The sequence below is a fragment of the Clostridium sp. LIBA-8553 genome, from assembly GCF_057782465.1.
Genome location: NZ_CM173489.1, coordinates 3,214,481 through 3,231,419, shown reverse-complemented (window position 1 = coordinate 3,231,419; position 16,939 = coordinate 3,214,481). Strand labels below are relative to the sequence as shown.

Sequence of the window (16,939 nt, the reverse complement as noted above, 5' to 3'; positions counted from 1 at the left end):
GAACCAGTTGAGTATAATTTAATTAGGAGGAGAAATCATGATAGATAAAAATAGTCCTATACCTGTGTATTACCAATTAAAAGAGATGATAAAGGAAAAAATAACAAAGGGTACTTGGCAAGTAGGACAGTGTATAGCAAGTGAAAGAGAGTTAACAGAGGCTTATGGTGTAAGTCGAATGACTGTCAGACAGGCTTTAGGGGAGTTAGTACAAGAAGGACTTCTTGTTAGAGAAAAAGGAAAGGGAACTTTCGTATGTGAACCTAAAGTAAAGCAAGAAGATATGATGAGTTTCTCAGATATTATAAAAAAAGCAGGAAGAAGTTTAACAACTAAGGTTTTAGATTTTGAAGTTATTAATACACCTGATGAATTGGCAGATACTTTTGAGGTTGAAAAAATCTATAAAATAAATAGGTTAAGATTAGTTGATGGGGAAGCTGTTGCTAATGAGGTTGTTTATATTCCTTGTGAATATTGTGGTTTTGTAACTAAAGAGGATTTAGAGGGTTCTTTATTTAAGTTATTAGAAGAAAAAGGATATGTTATAGAAAGTACAGAATCAGCTTTAGCAGCCGTAATTATGGATGAGGAGTTAAAAACATTATTCAATGTCGATAAACAAGTACCTCTTTTAAGAAGTCATAATGCAGCTTTAAATTCAGAAGGTGAAATAATTTACGTTGAAGACGCAATTTATAGATCAGATAAATATGTTTTAGAAATTAATATTTCTAAGAGAGAGGGGAAATTGAAATGAGATTAATTGTTACTAAAAATTACGATGAAATGAGCAAAGTTGCAGCAAATGAAATGGCTGAAAGCATAAAATCAAATCCTGAGATTGTTTTAGGATTAGCTACTGGTGGAACTCCAGTTGGAATGTATAAAGAACTTATCAGAATGTACAACGAAGGAGAATTAGATTTCTCAAAAGTTACAAGCATAAACTTAGATGAGTATGTTGGTTTACCAGGAGATCATGACCAAAGTTATAGATACTTCATGAACACAAACTTATTTAATCATATAAACATAGATAAGAATAAAACATTCGTGCCTAATGGATTAGCTGAGAATGTTGAAGAAGAATGTAAATCATATGATGCTAGAATCCAAGAGATGGGTGGAATTGATGTTCAATTATTAGGATTAGGTGCAAATGGGCACATAGGATTTAATGAGCCGGGAGAAGAATTAAGTGTAGGAACTCATTTAACAGACCTTAAAGAGTCAACTATAGAGGCTAATGCAAGATTCTTTGATTCAATTGATGATGTACCAAGAGAAGCTATAACTATGGGACTTGGTGGAATAATGAAAGCTAAGAAGATAATGGTTATTGCAAGTGGTGAAGGTAAAGCTGAAGTTGTTAAAGCTATGATGAGTGGAAAAATAACAACTGAGATTCCTGCAACTATGTTACAAATGCATAGCAATGTTGTATTAATAGTTGATGAAGCTGCAGCTAAATTATTAAAATAGTTATTACTATTTCAGAATTAATTATATAAGAGAACTGTTTGTAGGTTTAAAGTTTAATTTTAAAGCTTAGATTTACAGGCAGTTTTTTATTTTTATTGTAATAATTATTATTAAATCTTTTACATGAATCATTTTAAGAAAATAGTCATAAATAAGTATGTGATTAGTTATAATCATATGATATGATTATTTAAGGATATATTAGGAAATAATTAAATTTGTACGTAAAATGAAGAAATATGGAGTTGGTAAAGTGGCAAAGGTTAGAAGTATATATGTATGTCAAAATTGTGGATATGAATCTCCAAAATGGATGGGAAAATGCCCAGAATGTAATAATTGGAATACTTTGATTGAAGAAATTAGAGATACTAAAAGTAACCAAGTTTCGCCTAAGGTTGAAAGACAAATTGGTGAACTTAAGACAATAAAAGAAATAAAATCAGGTGAAAAAGAAAGATATGACACCGGAATTGGTGAATTAAATAGAGTACTAGGTGGGGGACTTGTTAAAGGATCGCTTACACTTATATCTGGTGATCCTGGAATAGGTAAATCTACACTTCTTTTACAAACAGCCAATAATATTTCAAAAAAATATGGGAAAGTTTTATATGTGTCAGGAGAGGAATCAGAAGAGCAAATAAAGATAAGGGGCGATAGATTAAAAGTTGATGCGGAAGAACTTTATATCGTTGCTGAGACTAATCTTGATATAATAGAAGCATATATAGATAAACTTAATCCAGCTTTCATAATAATAGATTCAATACAGACTATTTATAGAGATACAGTTTCTTCAGCTCCTGGAAGTGTTTCTCAAGTCAAAGAGTGTTCAAATGCTGTAATGAGAATTGCTAAAGGGAAAAATATACCATTATTTATTGTTGCTCATGTAACCAAACAAGGGGATTTAGCAGGGCCAAGAGTATTAGAACATATGGTTGATACTGTTTTATCTTTCGAAGGAGAAAGAACTGAAGAATTTAGAATATTAAGAACTATGAAAAATAGATTTGGAACTACAGCTGAAATTGGTGTCTTTGAAATGCGTGGAGAAGGTCTAATGCAGGTTTATGATCCATCTAGTATGTTCTTAGAAGATACTAGCTTTAATCAAGAAGGTTCTGTTGTAATTGGAGTAATGGAAGGAACTAGACCTATTCTTGTAGAAATACAATCATTAGCATCTGAAACGAAAGCAGTTATGCCTAGAAGAACTTCTGTAGGAGTAGAGAATTCAAGGCTAAGTTTAATATTAGCTGTACTAGAGAAAAAGTTAAGAGTTCCTTTTTATAATACTGATGTTTATGTAAATGTGGTTGGAGGTCTTGAAATAGAAGGAACTACAGCTGATTTAGGAATTGCTATTTCCTTAGTGTCATCAGTGAAGGGTAAGTCTACTAGTTTAGAAAAATTAGTTGTTGTTGGAGAAGTTGGTTTGACAGGAGAAATAAGACCTATAGCCAACTGTGACAGAATATTAAATGAAGCAGAAAAAATGGGCTTTTTAAATGCTGTTGTTCCGTATAGAAGCTTAGAAAAATTAAAAGGAAGTAAGTTAAATCTTATAGGCGTTAAAACTGTGCGAGAAGCAATAGGAAAGATATTTTAAGATGGATAGGTGTGAGTAAATGAGAACTGTACATGATGATGATTTAAAGAAAATATTAAAGATAATGAGTCCAGGTACTTCTTTAAGAGAAGGATTAGACAATATACTTAGAGCAAAAACTGGTGGACTTATAGTATTAGGAGATAATGAAGAAATATTAGATTTAGTAGATGGTGGTTTTAATATAAACTCTGAGTATAGTCCGGCATATATATATGAACTTGCTAAGATGGACGGGGCATTAGTACTAAGTTCAGATAGAAAAAGGATACTTTATGCCAATGCTCAGCTTATGCCAAATCAATCTATAAGTACTTTTGAAACTGGAACAAGACATAGAACCGCTCAAAGGGTTGCTAAGCAGACTAACAAAATAGCAATAGCAATATCACAAAGAAGAAATATAATAACTGTTTATAAAGGTGATATAAAGTATGTATTAAGAGATAGTGCAGTTATATTAGGTAAAGCAAATCAAGCTATACAAACATTAGAAAAATATGTAGCTGTTCTTGAAAGAGTAACAAATAATCTAAATATACTTGAATTTCAAGACCTAGCAACACTTTTTGATGTAACTACAGCAATACAAAGAACAGAAATGGTAATGAGAATAGTTGAAGAAATAGAAGGGTATATCATTGAATTAGGTAATGAAGGAAGACTTATTTCTATGCAGTTAAATGAATTAGTAAGAAGTATAGAACAAGATGGAGTTCTTCTAATAAGAGACTATTGTTATGATAAAATGGAATATAATGATGTTTACAAAGAAATTCAAGAGTTATCATCAGAAGATTTACTAGACTTAGATATAATAGCAAAAGAATTAGGCTATGTAGGAAAATCTTTAATTGACACATTAGTGTCACCTAGAGGGTATAGAATATCTAACAAGGTACCAAGAATACCATCAAATGTAATAGAAAATCTAGTAGGACATTTCGGAAAGCTTAAATATATTCTTGAAGCTGGCAATGAAGATTTAGACCAGGTAGAAGGAATTGGAGAAGCTAGAGCTAGAGCAATAAAAAATGGATTGAGAAGAATAAGAGAACAAGTTGCTCTGAATAAAAATTTATAAAAAGAAGTGCCATATAAATATGGCACTTAATATTTATTATCTGAAAGTAAATTTACCTAAGGTATCCATTTTATTATATTCTTTTAATAAGATATCAAATAGGTTTAAATCCAATGCATTGCATAGAGATGTTAAATAGAACAGATTATTTCCAATTTCACGTTCTATAACTTCTCTACAATTTTCACATAAGTTTCCTTTTAAATGTGAGCTTAGGCATGGGTTTAGTTCATCTAAGGATAGGTCATCATCCTTTAGCATACTTTGTTTTTTAGCACAAATCTCTATGCAACCGCAATTCGTAACGGCTTTACATATAGCTCTGCTTGCTCTTGATTGTGATTCTTGATATTTGCTCAATATATCTAATATGCTTTTGTGTCTAAGTAAAGAATTATTAACGCTATTTTGAAAATCGTCAAAAATTACGTCCTTCATAGTGTTTCACTCCTTATATACTAATCTTTGACCTTATAGTAATTATAGAATTTTATGGTTATATTTGTCAAATGATTTAGGTTGCAAAACTAAATATATGTTAAAAACTAATTAGCTTGTTAACTTGACTATAATATAAATCAAATCATAAAAGATTTATAGGGGGTAATTTCTTAATTATAATATTTAAAGAGTATTTTATAAGTATTAAAGACCTTTAATATGGTATAATTAAGAAAATATATTATAAATATTTTACAACTATGAATGATAAAAACTAAACATGTCAATAATTATATAGGAGGTGAGTTTGTGATAAAGAAAATTTTTAGAGTAATCTTTACTATTTTAGGATTATTGATAGGATTTGTTTTAGCAGATGCAATAAGAAAGAGTGCTATAGGCAGAGAATATCTAACAAACATTTTTTTACAGGTATCATTTTATGTAATTTTAATTGCTATTTTTGGAATCATTTTATTTATTCTTTCTCCTTTTATTTATAAAGCTATAAGAAAGTTCATAACTTTTATAGAAAAAGGTATATCTAAATTATCACCAAGCGAAATAATCTTTGGAGCTGTAGGAGCTATAGTTGCATTAATATTAGCTTTAGTAATAACGTTGCCATTAAGTACATTCTTAAGTGGTCTAAATGATATGTTAGGACCTATTGTATCAATAGTTATAAACATAATTGCAATGATCATTGGGGCAGATATAGCTGTTAAAAAGAGAGATGATATTTTAAGTTATTTCGAGAATTTAAAAAAGAATCAATCTAAGGATAAGAAGACAAAGAACACTACAAATAAAAAAATTGGGGCTACGCCAAAGGTTCTAGATACATCTGTAATAATTGATGGCAGAATATTTGATTTATGCCAAACAGGTTTTATAGAAGGATCTTTAGTAATACCAACTTTTGTACTTGATGAGTTAAGACATATATCGGATTGTTCAGATTCCTTAAAGAGAACAAGAGGAAGAAGAGGATTAGATATATTAAATAAAATTCAAAAAGAACTTCCAATAGAAGTTGATATGTGGGAAGGTGATTTCCCAGAAATCGCAGAAGTCGATATTAAGCTTTTAAAATTAGCACAAAAATTAAACGGAAAAGTTGTAACAAATGATTATAACTTGAATAAAGTAGCAGAGTTCCAAGGTGTGCCAGTACTAAATATAAATGAGTTAGCAAATGCAATTAAGCCAGTAGTATTACCAGGAGAAGAGATGACCCTTACTGTAGTGAAGGATGGAAAAGAATCTGGACAAGGAGTTGCCTATCTTGATGATGGTACTATGATTGTTGTAGAAGGTGGAAGAAAGTACATGGGAAAAGAAATAACAGTAGTTGTTACATCAGTACTTCAAACTGCAGCAGGTAGAATGATATTTGCTAAGTCTAAATATTAGAAGGATATTTAAGTATGGGAAAGATAGTTAGTATAATATTAGCAGGTGGAAAAGGGAAAAGAATGGGTGCTGATGTTAGTAAGCAATTCATTGAAATAAAAGAAAAACCTATAATATATTACACATTAAAAGCTTTTGAAGAATGTAAATCAATTGATGAAATAATACTTGTTCTTCCTAAAGATGAAATAGATTATTTTAAAACTAGAATAGAACCTAGATTTGATTTTAAAATATCTAAAATTGTAGAAGGTGGGAAAGAGAGACAGGATTCAGTTTATAATGCATTAAATGTTTTAGAAGACTGTGATGTAGTTTTAATACATGATGGAGCAAGAGCTTTTGTAAGTAAAAAAATAATAGAAGACGGAATAAAGTATGCTAAGGAATTTGGAGCAGCGGCTCCAGGAGTTATGCCTAAGGATACAATAAAAGTAAAAAATGAAAAAGGATTTTCTATAAGTACACCAGATAGATCATCTTTAGTGGCAGTTCAAACTCCTCAGTGTTTTGAATATAATTTAATAAAAGAGGGGCATGAGAAAGTCAAAAAAGAAGGGATTTCAGTTACAGATGATACCATGATAGTAGATCTTTTAGGAGAGGATGTTTATCTTTTTGATGGAGATTACAAAAATATAAAAGTAACAACTCCAGAAGATTTAATATTAGCAGAACATTTTGTTAAGTAGTAATCACAAGATACAGACAGCATATTGACATGTTATTTTTATAAGGATATAATTTTATAAGATTTAAGAAAATTTAATAGTTGTAAAGACTGTGAAAAAGATTAGTAGAAACGCTTATACAGAGAGAAAATACTAGGCTGAGAGATTTTCAACATGTTTTGAACCTACTTTGGAGTCGTAGCAAAAAACTAACCGGGTTTAATACCGTTAACAATGAATAGAGTACAAATTTAGGTGGTACCGCGAAATACAAGCTCGCCCTAAAGTTTTTTAGGGTAGAGCTTTTTTTATTTTTTAAAATGAAATTAATTAAAATATTAAGATTATAAATAGCTTATGAGGAGGTAGTATATTATGAAAATGTCAAATATGTTAGTAGGAACTTTAAGAGAAGTTCCAGCAGAAGCAGAAATAGAAAGTCACAAGCTTATGCTTAGAGCAGGTCTTATGAGAAAGATGGCTGCAGGTATTTATAACTATATGCCTTTAGGATTAAAGGTTATAGAAAATGTTAAAAATATAGTAAGAGAAGAAATGAATAATGCAGGTGCTCAAGAATTCTTAGCATCAGCTTTAATACCAGCTGAGTTATGGCAAGAATCAGGAAGATGGGATGCTTATGGAGCAGAAATGTTTAGATTAAAAGATAGACATAACAGAGATTTTTGCTTAGGACCAACTCACGAAGAGGTATTTACTGATATAGTTAGAAATGAAATAAAATCATATAAGCAATTACCATTAAATCTTTATCAAATACAAACTAAGTATAGAGATGAAAGAAGACCAAGATTTGGAGTTATGAGATCAAGAGAATTCATAATGAAAGATGGATATAGCTTTGACAAAGATCAAGAAGGATTAGATTTAGCATATGAAAAAATGAGAAAAGCATATGTTAATATATTCAATAGATGTGGATTAGATGCTAAGGCAGTTGCAGCTGATTCAGGAGCTATAGGTGGATCAGGTTCAGCTGAGTTTATGGTTAAATCAGAAGTTGGAGAAGATGATGTAGTATTCTGTACAGCTTGTGATTATGCAGCTAACATAGAAAAAGCTCCATCAACACCAGAACATGCTGAAAAAGAAGAGTTAATGGAAGTAGAAAAAGTTGAAACTCCAGCTGTTAAATCAATTGAAGATTTAGCAAAATTCTTTGAATGTTCACCAAAGAAAATAGCAAAAACTTTAATATTCCAAGCTGATGATAAAGTTGTTGCTGTTGTATTAAGAGGAGATAGAGAAGCTAACGAAGTTAAGATAGCTAATGCTATTGGAGAGGTTATAGAATTAGAAATGGCAAGTGAAGAGGCTGTTAAAGAAGCTACTGGAGCTGCTGTTGGATTTGCTGGTCCTATGGGAATAAAAGTAGATATGCTATTAGTTGACCAAGAAGTAGCTAATATGTATAACTTTATAATAGGTGCTAATGAAACTGATATGCACTTAAAGAATGTAAACTACGGAAGAGATTTTGAGGGAATAGTTGGTGACTTCAGAAATGTTACTATAGGAGAAAAATGTCCTGAATGTGGAAAAGAAATAACTATTTCAAGAGGTACTGAGGTTGGACATATATTTAAACTTGGAACTAAGTATTCAGAATCTATGGGTGCAACATTTATTGATGAAGATGGAAAAGCTAAACCATTTATAATGGGATGCTATGGAATTGGTGTTACAAGAACTGTAGCTTCAATAATAGAGCAACATAATGACGAAAACGGAATAATTTGGCCATTAGAAGTAGCTCCATACCATGTATCAGTTATACCAGCTAACGTTAAAAATGAAGAACAAGCAACTAAGGCTGAAGAAATATACAATGAATTAAGAAAAATGGGAGTTGAAGCTCTACTTGATGATAGAAAAGAAAGAGCTGGAGTTAAATTTAAAGATTCTGAATTAATGGGAATTCCAATGAGAATAACTGTTGGAAAGATGATTGGTGAAGGTCAAGTTGAATTTAAACTTAGAAATGGTGGAGAAGTTGAGACTTTATCTATAGGAGAAGTTTATGATAGAGTAAGAGAAGAATTTGAAAAAGCAAATTTATCTTTATAATTTATAAGATTAACGGAATTGTATATAATTAGAATATAATAATAGAGCTCACCTTATTTAAATATAGGGTGAGTTGCTAATAATATAAGGTAGGAGGGTCAAGTAGTGATTAAGGTTTATAATACTTTAAACAAGAAAAAAGAAGAATTCATTCCTTTAACTCCAGGAGAAGTTAAAATGTATGTTTGTGGTCCTACTGTGTACAACTTTTTTCACATAGGAAATGGTAGAACATTTATAGTTTTTGATACTATAAGAAGATATTTTGAATACAGAGGATTCAAAGTTGATTTTGTTCAAAACTTTACAGATATAGATGACAAAATGATAAAAAAGGCTAATGAAGAAGGCACTACTGTAAAGAAGATTGGAGATACTTATATAAAAGAGTATTATCAAGATGCAGATGCATTAAATATAGAAAGAGCTACAGTTAATCCAAGGGCTACAGAATTTATTGGAGAAATAATAAAATTTGTTAAGGGATTAGTTGATAAAGGATATGCTTACGAAGTTGATGGAGATGTTTATTTCTCAACTAAGAAATTTGAAGGATATGGGAAGTTATCAGGACAGAACATAGAAGACCTTCAATCAGGTGCTAGAATAAGCATTGATGAAAGAAAAAAAGACCCAATGGATTTTGCTATATGGAAAGCACAAAAGCCAGGTGAACCTGCTTGGAACAGTCCATGGGGAATGGGAAGACCAGGATGGCATATAGAATGCTCATGCATGGCTAAAAAATTACTAGGTGAAACTATAGATATTCATGCTGGTGGATCAGATTTAAAATTCCCTCATCATGAAAATGAAATAGCACAAAGTGAAGCTTTAACAGGTGAACCTTTTGCAAGGTATTGGTTACATTCAGCCTTTGTTAATGTAAACAATGAAAAAATGTCAAAATCATTGAATAATTTCTTTACTGCAAGAGAAATATTAGAAAGATATGATGCTGATGTTATAAGATTCTTAATGTTATCAGCTCACTATAGACAACAACTTAACTTTAGTGAAGATTTATTAGAATCAGCTAAGGCATCAGTTGAAAGAATATACAATGCTATAGGAAATTTAGAAAACTTAATAGATGAAGTTTCTAGAGAAGAAATGAATGAAGAAGAAAAAACTTATTTAGAGTCATTAAATAAATATAAAGAAAAATATATTGAAAAAATGGATGATGATTTCAATACTGCTGATGCTATAACAGCTATATTTGATTTAATAAAAGATACTAATACAAATATAACAATTGATTCATCAAAAGAATTAGCTCAAAAAGCTTTAGACCTAATAAGAGAATTAGGAGCTCCATTAGGAATGTTCCAAAAATCAACTAAAGGAAACCTTGAAGAAGAGATTGAAGCTTTAATAGCTCAAAGACAACAAGCTAGAAAAGATAGAGATTTTGCTTTAGCTGATAAAATAAGAGATGATTTAAAAGATAGAGGAATTGTCTTAGAAGATACTCCTCAAGGTGTTAGATGGAAGATGATATAATGTAGATAATAAACTTGCAAAGGAGATTTCTTTTGCAAGTTATTATTTTAAGGAATTTTATTTAATAACTATTAAAATAAAAGTAAATTCAATAATTTAAAAAAATCTAAATTTAATCATATTAAAATCTTTGATTGAATTAGATTTGAATTTGTAGTTTAATAGTTTTAACTAAATAAATTCTATATAATTTTTAAATTAAGCTCAAACAAAAGGAGATAAGATATTGAAGAATTTATTATACAGAGAGTTTTCAGAAAGCGAAGCTAGAATGTTAAATCCACTTCAACTAGCTTTAATTGGAGATGGAGTTTATGAAGTTTTCATAAGAAATTATATATTAAGTGAAAATGCAGGTTTATCAGCTCATAAGATACATGTTAAGGCTATACAATATGTAAAAGCTAAAGCACAAAGTGACATAATAAATGCTTTAGAAGATGAGCTTACTGAAGATGAACTTTATATTTATAAAAGGGGTAGAAATGCTAAGTCGGCAACTGTACCTAAGAACGCAAATGTTAGAGATTATAGAAATGCAACAGGCTTTGAAGCTTTAGTAGGTTATTTATATCTTACTGGCAAAGAGGAAAGGTTAAATGAGTTCTTATTAAAATGTATAGAAGTCCATATTTAGAGGGGAGAATCATTAATGTTAAAAGTTAAGTTATTACAATATACACCAGAACCAGAAAAGACAATAGCAGCTGCGGCTAAATTATGTTATAGTCCTGTAGGAGTTGATGATATATTAGAGAATTTAACTGATGAAGGAGCAGAAAAGTTTTTAAATATGCTTATGTCATATGGACATATGTCTCCAATAGAGCATGTTTCATTTACTTTTGCTGTAGAAGGGGTTTCAAGAAGCTTAACTCATCAGTTAGTTAGACATAGAATAGCATCTTACTCTCAACAATCTCAAAGATATGTTAAGTTAGATCAATTTGAATACATAGTACCACCTGCCATAGAATCAGATGAAGTAGCTAAGAAGCTTTTTGTTGATCAAATGAATGGAGCACAAAAAGCCTATGATGAGATAGTTAATAGATTAAAAACTAAATATATCAATGATGGTATGGGAGAAAAAACAGCTGAGAAAAAAGCTATAGAAGATGCAAGATATGTATTCCCAAATGCTTGTGAAACAAAGGTTGTGTTCACTATGAATGCGAGAAGTTTAATGAACTTCTTCCATCACAGATGTTGTGATAGGGCTCAATGGGAGATAAGAAATATGGCTGAACAAATGGTTAATGAAGTAAAACAAGTTGCACCAATATTATTTAAAAATGCAGGTCCAAGTTGTGTAGCAGGTCCATGTCCAGAAGGAAAAATGTGCTGTGGGAAACTTAAAGAGATGAGAGAATTATATCTTGGGAAATAAGAATTTTTAAGGAGAGAATAAAATGACAAAGTCAGAAAACAAATACAAGCAATTAACTCGTAAACAAAAATATGCTTTAGAAAGAGAGCAAAGAGCAAGAGAAGAAAAATATTCTAGAAACAATAGAAATTTTTCAGTAGAAGAAGAAGTTAAAGTAAGAGAAGATTTGGTAGAAGGTAGAAATGCCGTTATAGAATTATTAAAATCAGATAAAACTATAGAGCAAATTTTCATAGCTAATGGAAAAATGGAAGGTTCAATAAACAAAATTTTAGGATTAGCTAAAGAAAAGAAGATAGTTGTAAAAGAAGTTGATAGAAAGAAGCTTGATTTAATGAGTGAAACTAAGGCTCACCAAGGTGTAATAGCACAAATCACTCCATTTAAATACAGCACAGTTGAAGATATATTAGATTTAGCTAAGAGTAAAAATGAAGATCCATTCATAGTTATTTTAGACGAATTAGAAGATCCGCATAATTTAGGCTCAATAGTAAGAACAGCAGAATTATGTGGTGCTCATGGTATTATAATTCCAAAGAGAAGAAATGTTGGGGTTACTGGAACTGTTTATAAAGCTTCTGTAGGAGCTATTGAACATATGAAAATAGCAAAAGTTACTAATATAAATAATGCTATTGAAGAATTAAAAGCTAACAATGTATGGATATATGGCGCTGATATAGCTGGAGAAGAATATAGTTATGAAACAAACTTCAAAGGAGCTTGCGGAATAATCATAGGTAGCGAAGGTAGAGGTATGTCAAATTTAACTAAAAAGAAATGCGACAAACTAGTTAAAATACCAATGGTTGGAAAAATAAATTCTTTAAATGCTTCAGTTGCAGGTGGTATAATGATGTATGAGGTATTAAAATCAAGAATAATAAAGTAGAAAAAGAGTGATGAAATGAGAGTTATATTTATAGATGGTTATAATGTTATAAATAGTTGGCCAAATTTAAAAAAGTCAAAAAATTATAGCTATGATATAGCAAGAACAGAGCTTACAGAAATGCTTGAAAACTATGCTGCTTTTAACTCTTGTAGAATTTATTTGGTTTTTGATGCACATAAGGTTGCTGGGAATATAGAGAGTAAAGAGTTATCCGGAAATATAATTACTGTCTTTACAAAAGAAGGCGAAATTGCTGATGCATATATTGAGAGAATGGTAGATGAACTAGGAAGAAAGGTTGAAGTTGTTGTTGTAACATCAGATAGGTTAGAACAACAAACTATCTTCCAAAGAGGGGCTGTAAGAATGTCATCTATTGAATTCTACAATGAAGTGTTAAAAGTTCAGGATAACATTAGAAAAAAGGCAGAAAAGAATAAATCTGAAATAGGTAAAAACTTTTTAGGAGATACCTTAGAAAAAAGTGTATTAGAAAAATTAGAAAAAATGAGAAGAGGGTAATATTGACTAAGTCAAATATAAATCTTATAATTTATTTGTAATTTATTGGATATAAGGTTTTTATCTGGGGGTGCAGAGAATATGGGGATTACTTATGATTTAGCTAAAATCGATAATTGCGAAGAGTTTAAAGATCTAACAGATAAAGAAATTGTTATACTAGCTAAAAATGGTGAAAATAGGGCTCAAGAATATATAATAAGTAAGTATGAGCAGTTTGTACGAGCTAAATCTAAATCATATTTTCTTATAGGAGCAGATAAAGAGGATATATATCAAGAGGGAATGATTGGATTATATAAAGCTATAAGAGACTTTAACCCAGAGAAATTTGCCTCATTTAAAAGTTTTGCAGAATTATGTGTTACTAGGCAGATAATAACTGCAATTAAAACAGCAACAAGGCAAAAACACATCCCACTTAATACTTATATATCTCTAAGTAAACCTATTTATGAAGAGGAGTCTGATAGAACTCTTTTAGATACCGTAGTTGGAATAACAATTACAGATCCTGAGTCATTAATCATAGGTAAAGAAGAGGTTGAAAAAATAGAAAGCGCAATAAATAGTGTGCTTTCTGAGCTAGAATTAGAAGTATTGAATTCTTATTTAGATGGTAAATCATATCAGGAAATTGCCTGCGATTTAGATAGAGAAGCTAAATCTATAGATAATGCATTACAACGAGTAAAAAGAAAGCTTGAAAAATGTTTGAATATTAAATAATGCAATTTTTTAAAAGTATTGACAAAGAATTTTATTAGTAGTAAAATTTTTATGGCATAGGTAAATTAAATGAATGTAAGGTGCTCACGTAGCTCAGTCGGCAGAGCGTCGCCTTGGTAAGGCGGAGGTCGTCGGTTCAATCCCGATCGTGAGCTCCAACCCAAAATAAGGAAAATACAACACGCTAGGTAGAGTTTATTTGAATTTTAAAGGAGGAATTTGCAATGTCAAAAGCAAAATTTGAAAGAAGCAAACCACACGTTAACATTGGAACAATCGGTCACGTAGACCACGGTAAAACAACTTTAACAGCAGCTATAACAACAGTTTTAGCACAAGCTGGTGGAGCAGAAGCATTCAAATATGATGAGATAGATAAAGCTCCAGAAGAAAAAGAAAGAGGAATCACAATCAACACAGCTCACGTTGAGTACGAAACAGCTAACAGACACTACGCTCACGTTGACTGTCCAGGACATGCTGACTACGTTAAAAACATGATCACTGGAGCAGCTCAAATGGACGGAGCTATCTTAGTTTGTTCAGCAGCTGATGGTCCAATGCCTCAAACAAGAGAGCACATCTTATTATCATCAAGAGTTGGAGTTGACCACATCGTAGTATTCTTAAACAAAGCAGATATGGTTGACGACGAAGAATTATTAGAATTAGTTGAAATGGAAGTTAGAGAGTTATTAAGCGAGTACAACTTCCCAGGAGACGACATTCCAGTAATCAAAGGATCAGCTTTAGTAGCATTAGAAAACCCAACTGACGAAGCTGCAACAGCTTGTATCAGAGAGTTAATGGATGCTGTAGATAGCTACATCCCAACACCAGAAAGAGCAACAGATAAGCCATTCTTAATGCCAGTAGAGGACGTATTCACAATCACTGGTAGAGGAACAGTTGCAACAGGAAGAGTTGAAAGAGGAGTTCTACATGTAGGAGACGAAGTAGAAGTAATCGGATTAACTGAAGAAAGAAGAAAAACAGTTGTAACAGGAATCGAAATGTTCAGAAAGTTATTAGATGAAGCACAAGCTGGAGATAACATCGGAGCATTATTAAGAGGTATCCAAAGAACAGACATCGAAAGAGGTCAAGTTTTAGCTCAAGTTGGAACAATCAACCCACACAAAAAATTCGTAGGTCAAGTATACGTACTTAAAAAAGAAGAAGGTGGAAGACACACTCCATTCTTCGATGGATACAGACCACAATTCTACTTCAGAACAACAGACGTTACAGGATCAATTAAATTACCAGAAGGAATGGAAATGGTTATGCCTGGAGACCACATCGACATGGAAGTTGAATTAATCACTGAGATCGCTATGGACGAAGGATTAAGATTCGCTATCAGAGAAGGTGGAAGAACTGTAGGTTCAGGAGTTGTTACTTCAATAATCGAGTAGTTTTAAGCAAAATAACATATAGTTTATCATAATAAGGACTGGGTTAAATAACCTAGTCCTTTACATAGCCAACGTTTGTTGACACCTGTGTATATTTATGATAATGTATTTTAGTAATTAACTAGCAGTGTATTGGTAGATAGAACTACTTTTAATATACAACAAAACTGGAGGTGCTGAACGTGAGAGTAAAAGTAACTTTAGCATGTACTGAGTGCAAGCAAAGAAACTACAACACTATGAAAAACAAGAAAAACGATCCTAATAGAATAGAGATGAAAAAATACTGCAAGTTCTGTAAGACTCATACTCTTCACAGAGAAACTAAGTAGTGTTTTGAATGAAAAAATTCTAATGCATTATGGTGTTAAGGATGTGAATTTATGGCTGCAAAGCAAAATGTAAATGAAAAAAGCAGAGGCTTTGGAATAACAAAGTTCTTTAGAGGGGTTAAGGCAGAAATCAAAAGAATAACTTGGCCACCAAAAGAAGAAGCTAAAAAGGCCATTATTGCAGTAATAGCATTTACTGTAATATCTATTGTTTTAATAGGAGCAATGGATTTTGTATTTAAGAACCTCTTTGAGTTAGTGTTTGGACTTAAATAATATAAGGGAGGTTTGGTGATTTTATTCACCGGTATGATATGAGTGATAGAGCTAGATGGTACGTAGTACACACATATTCAGGATACGAAAATAAAGTTAAAGCAAATCTTGAGAAAACTATAGAGAACAGAAACTTAGAATCTTTAATCTTAGACATTCAAGTTCCAATGGAAGAGAGTGCAGAAGAAAAAGATGGTAAGATAAAAGTTACTTTAAAGAAAAAATTCCCAGGATATGTTATAGTAAACATGGTTATGACAGATGAATCTTGGTATGTCGTAAGAAATACAAGAGGAGTAACTGGATTTGTAGGTCCAGGGTCAAAACCTGTACCACTTACCGATGAAGAGGTAGATTCTATGGGAGTAATGAAAACTGCTATAGATATTGACTTGGAGGTAGGAGAAACTATAAACATTATTTCAGGAGCTTTAAGTGGTTTTGCTGCTATAATCCAAGAAATAAATGTTGAAAAAGGCAAAATTAAAGCCTTAGTAGATATGTTCGGTAGAGAAACTCTAGCTGAACTAGATTTTAATCAGGTAGAAAAATTAGATTAAAAATCAGACTAACGTCTCGATCAAGTGGGAGGGCGGAAGTCCGATAATTACCACAGTATAGGAGGAATAAACTCATGGCTAAGAAAGTAACAGGAATGATAAAACTTCAACTTCCTGCAGGAAAAGCAACACCAGCACCACCAGTAGGACCAGCTTTAGGTCAACACGGTGTAAACATAATGGGATTCTGTAAAGAATTTAACGCAAAAACTGCTGATAAAGCTGGCTTAATAATACCAGTTGTAATAACTGTATATCAAGACAGATCATTCAGCTTTATATTAAAAACTCCACCAGCTGCAGTTCTTATAAAGAAAGAATTAGGATTAGAGAGTGGATCAGGTGTTCCAAACAGAACTAAGGTTGGAAGCATCACTAAAGAGCAAGTAAGAAAAATTGCTGAATTAAAAATGCCAGACTTAAATGCTGCAACAATCGAAACTGCAATGAGCATGATCGAAGGTACTGCTAGAAGTATGGGTGTTACAGTAGTAGAATAATTTATTCA

The 16,939-nt window shown here is 31.5% G+C and carries 19 protein-coding genes and 1 tRNA gene; 19 read left to right on the top strand and 1 reads right to left on the bottom strand.

Annotation, left to right across the window (positions count from 1 at the left end; genetic code table 11):
• The first annotated feature begins 37 nt into the window (after nt 1–37).
• From AC2JAQ_RS14670 to disA, 4 genes are all read left to right on the top strand, one after another.
• Nucleotides 38–760, top strand: a complete 723-nt coding sequence (locus AC2JAQ_RS14670; protein ID WP_488457046.1) for a GntR family transcriptional regulator — start codon at nt 38–40, stop codon at nt 758–760.
• On the top strand, nt 757–1,485 hold the full coding sequence (gene nagB, locus AC2JAQ_RS14665; protein WP_488457045.1) for a glucosamine-6-phosphate deaminase: 729 nt from the start codon (nt 757–759) through the stop codon (nt 1,483–1,485). Before AC2JAQ_RS14670 ends, nagB begins: the two co-directional genes overlap by 4 nt.
• 253 nt (nt 1,486–1,738) lie before the next feature.
• Nucleotides 1,739–3,100, top strand: a complete 1,362-nt coding sequence (gene radA, locus AC2JAQ_RS14660) for a DNA repair protein RadA (RefSeq protein WP_488457044.1) — start codon at nt 1,739–1,741, stop codon at nt 3,098–3,100.
• A gap of 19 nt (nt 3,101–3,119) precedes the next feature.
• Nucleotides 3,120–4,184: a DNA integrity scanning diadenylate cyclase DisA gene (disA, locus tag AC2JAQ_RS14655; RefSeq protein WP_488457043.1), complete on the top strand. Its 1,065-nt coding sequence runs from the start codon at nt 3,120–3,122 to the stop codon at nt 4,182–4,184.
• 36 nt (nt 4,185–4,220) lie between these two features.
• Here the strand turns inward: disA and AC2JAQ_RS14650 are convergent, their stop codons facing one another.
• On the bottom strand, nt 4,221–4,622 hold the full coding sequence (locus tag AC2JAQ_RS14650) for a nucleoside triphosphate pyrophosphohydrolase family protein (RefSeq protein WP_488457042.1): 402 nt from the start codon (nt 4,620–4,622) through the stop codon (nt 4,221–4,223).
• A 312-nt stretch (nt 4,623–4,934) separates the two neighbouring features.
• Here AC2JAQ_RS14650 and AC2JAQ_RS14645 point away from each other — a divergent pair, with 312 nt between their 5' ends.
• The 15 genes from AC2JAQ_RS14645 (at nt 4,935) to rplK (ending at nt 16,931) form a co-directional block, all read left to right on the top strand.
• On the top strand, nt 4,935–6,041 hold the full coding sequence (locus tag AC2JAQ_RS14645) for a PIN/TRAM domain-containing protein (protein WP_488457041.1): 1,107 nt from the start codon (nt 4,935–4,937) through the stop codon (nt 6,039–6,041).
• A gap of 14 nt (nt 6,042–6,055) precedes the next feature.
• On the top strand, nt 6,056–6,733 hold the full coding sequence (ispD, locus tag AC2JAQ_RS14640) for a 2-C-methyl-D-erythritol 4-phosphate cytidylyltransferase (RefSeq protein ID WP_488457040.1): 678 nt from the start codon (nt 6,056–6,058) through the stop codon (nt 6,731–6,733).
• A 354-nt stretch (nt 6,734–7,087) separates the two neighbouring features.
• Entirely contained in the window at nt 7,088–8,800 is a 1,713-nt protein-coding gene (locus AC2JAQ_RS14635) for a proline--tRNA ligase (protein WP_488457039.1), read from the top strand.
• A 108-nt stretch (nt 8,801–8,908) separates the two neighbouring features.
• Nucleotides 8,909–10,306, top strand: coding sequence for a cysteine--tRNA ligase (gene cysS, locus AC2JAQ_RS14630; RefSeq protein ID WP_488458807.1), 1,398 nt, complete (start codon nt 8,909–8,911; stop codon nt 10,304–10,306).
• A 226-nt stretch (nt 10,307–10,532) separates the two neighbouring features.
• The gene (locus AC2JAQ_RS14625) at nt 10,533–10,943 is read left to right on the top strand and encodes a Mini-ribonuclease 3 (RefSeq protein WP_488457038.1); all 411 of its coding nucleotides are present in this window, start codon (nt 10,533–10,535) and stop codon (nt 10,941–10,943) included.
• Nucleotides 10,944–10,958: 15 nt separating this feature from the next.
• Nucleotides 10,959–11,696: an FAD-dependent thymidylate synthase gene (thyX, locus tag AC2JAQ_RS14620; protein WP_488457037.1), complete on the top strand. Its 738-nt coding sequence runs from the start codon at nt 10,959–10,961 to the stop codon at nt 11,694–11,696.
• Nucleotides 11,697–11,718: 22 nt separating this feature from the next.
• Nucleotides 11,719–12,591, top strand: a complete 873-nt coding sequence (gene rlmB, locus AC2JAQ_RS14615) for a 23S rRNA (guanosine(2251)-2'-O)-methyltransferase RlmB (RefSeq protein ID WP_488457036.1) — start codon at nt 11,719–11,721, stop codon at nt 12,589–12,591.
• Nucleotides 12,592–12,606: 15 nt separating this feature from the next.
• The gene (locus AC2JAQ_RS14610) at nt 12,607–13,116 is read left to right on the top strand and encodes an NYN domain-containing protein (RefSeq protein WP_488457035.1); all 510 of its coding nucleotides are present in this window, start codon (nt 12,607–12,609) and stop codon (nt 13,114–13,116) included.
• Between the two features lie 81 nt (nt 13,117–13,197).
• Nucleotides 13,198–13,845: an RNA polymerase sporulation sigma factor SigH gene (gene sigH / locus AC2JAQ_RS14605; protein ID WP_423238994.1), complete on the top strand. Its 648-nt coding sequence runs from the start codon at nt 13,198–13,200 to the stop codon at nt 13,843–13,845.
• A gap of 82 nt (nt 13,846–13,927) precedes the next feature.
• Nucleotides 13,928–14,003: transfer RNA gene (locus AC2JAQ_RS14600), tRNA-Thr, on the top strand.
• 66 nt (nt 14,004–14,069) lie between these two features.
• Nucleotides 14,070–15,263, top strand: coding sequence for an elongation factor Tu (tuf, locus tag AC2JAQ_RS14595; RefSeq protein ID WP_003452162.1), 1,194 nt, complete (start codon nt 14,070–14,072; stop codon nt 15,261–15,263).
• 182 nt (nt 15,264–15,445) lie between these two features.
• Complete coding sequence (gene rpmG, locus AC2JAQ_RS14590) at nt 15,446–15,595, top strand: 50S ribosomal protein L33 (protein ID WP_003482374.1); 150 nt, start codon at nt 15,446–15,448, stop codon at nt 15,593–15,595.
• A 51-nt stretch (nt 15,596–15,646) separates the two neighbouring features.
• The gene (secE, locus tag AC2JAQ_RS14585; RefSeq protein WP_423238995.1) at nt 15,647–15,871 is read left to right on the top strand and encodes a preprotein translocase subunit SecE; all 225 of its coding nucleotides are present in this window, start codon (nt 15,647–15,649) and stop codon (nt 15,869–15,871) included.
• Nucleotides 15,872–15,909: 38 nt separating this feature from the next.
• Complete coding sequence (nusG, locus tag AC2JAQ_RS14580) at nt 15,910–16,431, top strand: transcription termination/antitermination protein NusG (protein WP_423238996.1); 522 nt, start codon at nt 15,910–15,912, stop codon at nt 16,429–16,431.
• Nucleotides 16,432–16,505: 74 nt separating this feature from the next.
• The gene (gene rplK / locus AC2JAQ_RS14575; protein ID WP_423238997.1) at nt 16,506–16,931 is read left to right on the top strand and encodes a 50S ribosomal protein L11; all 426 of its coding nucleotides are present in this window, start codon (nt 16,506–16,508) and stop codon (nt 16,929–16,931) included.
• Nucleotides 16,932–16,939 lie beyond the last annotated feature (8 nt).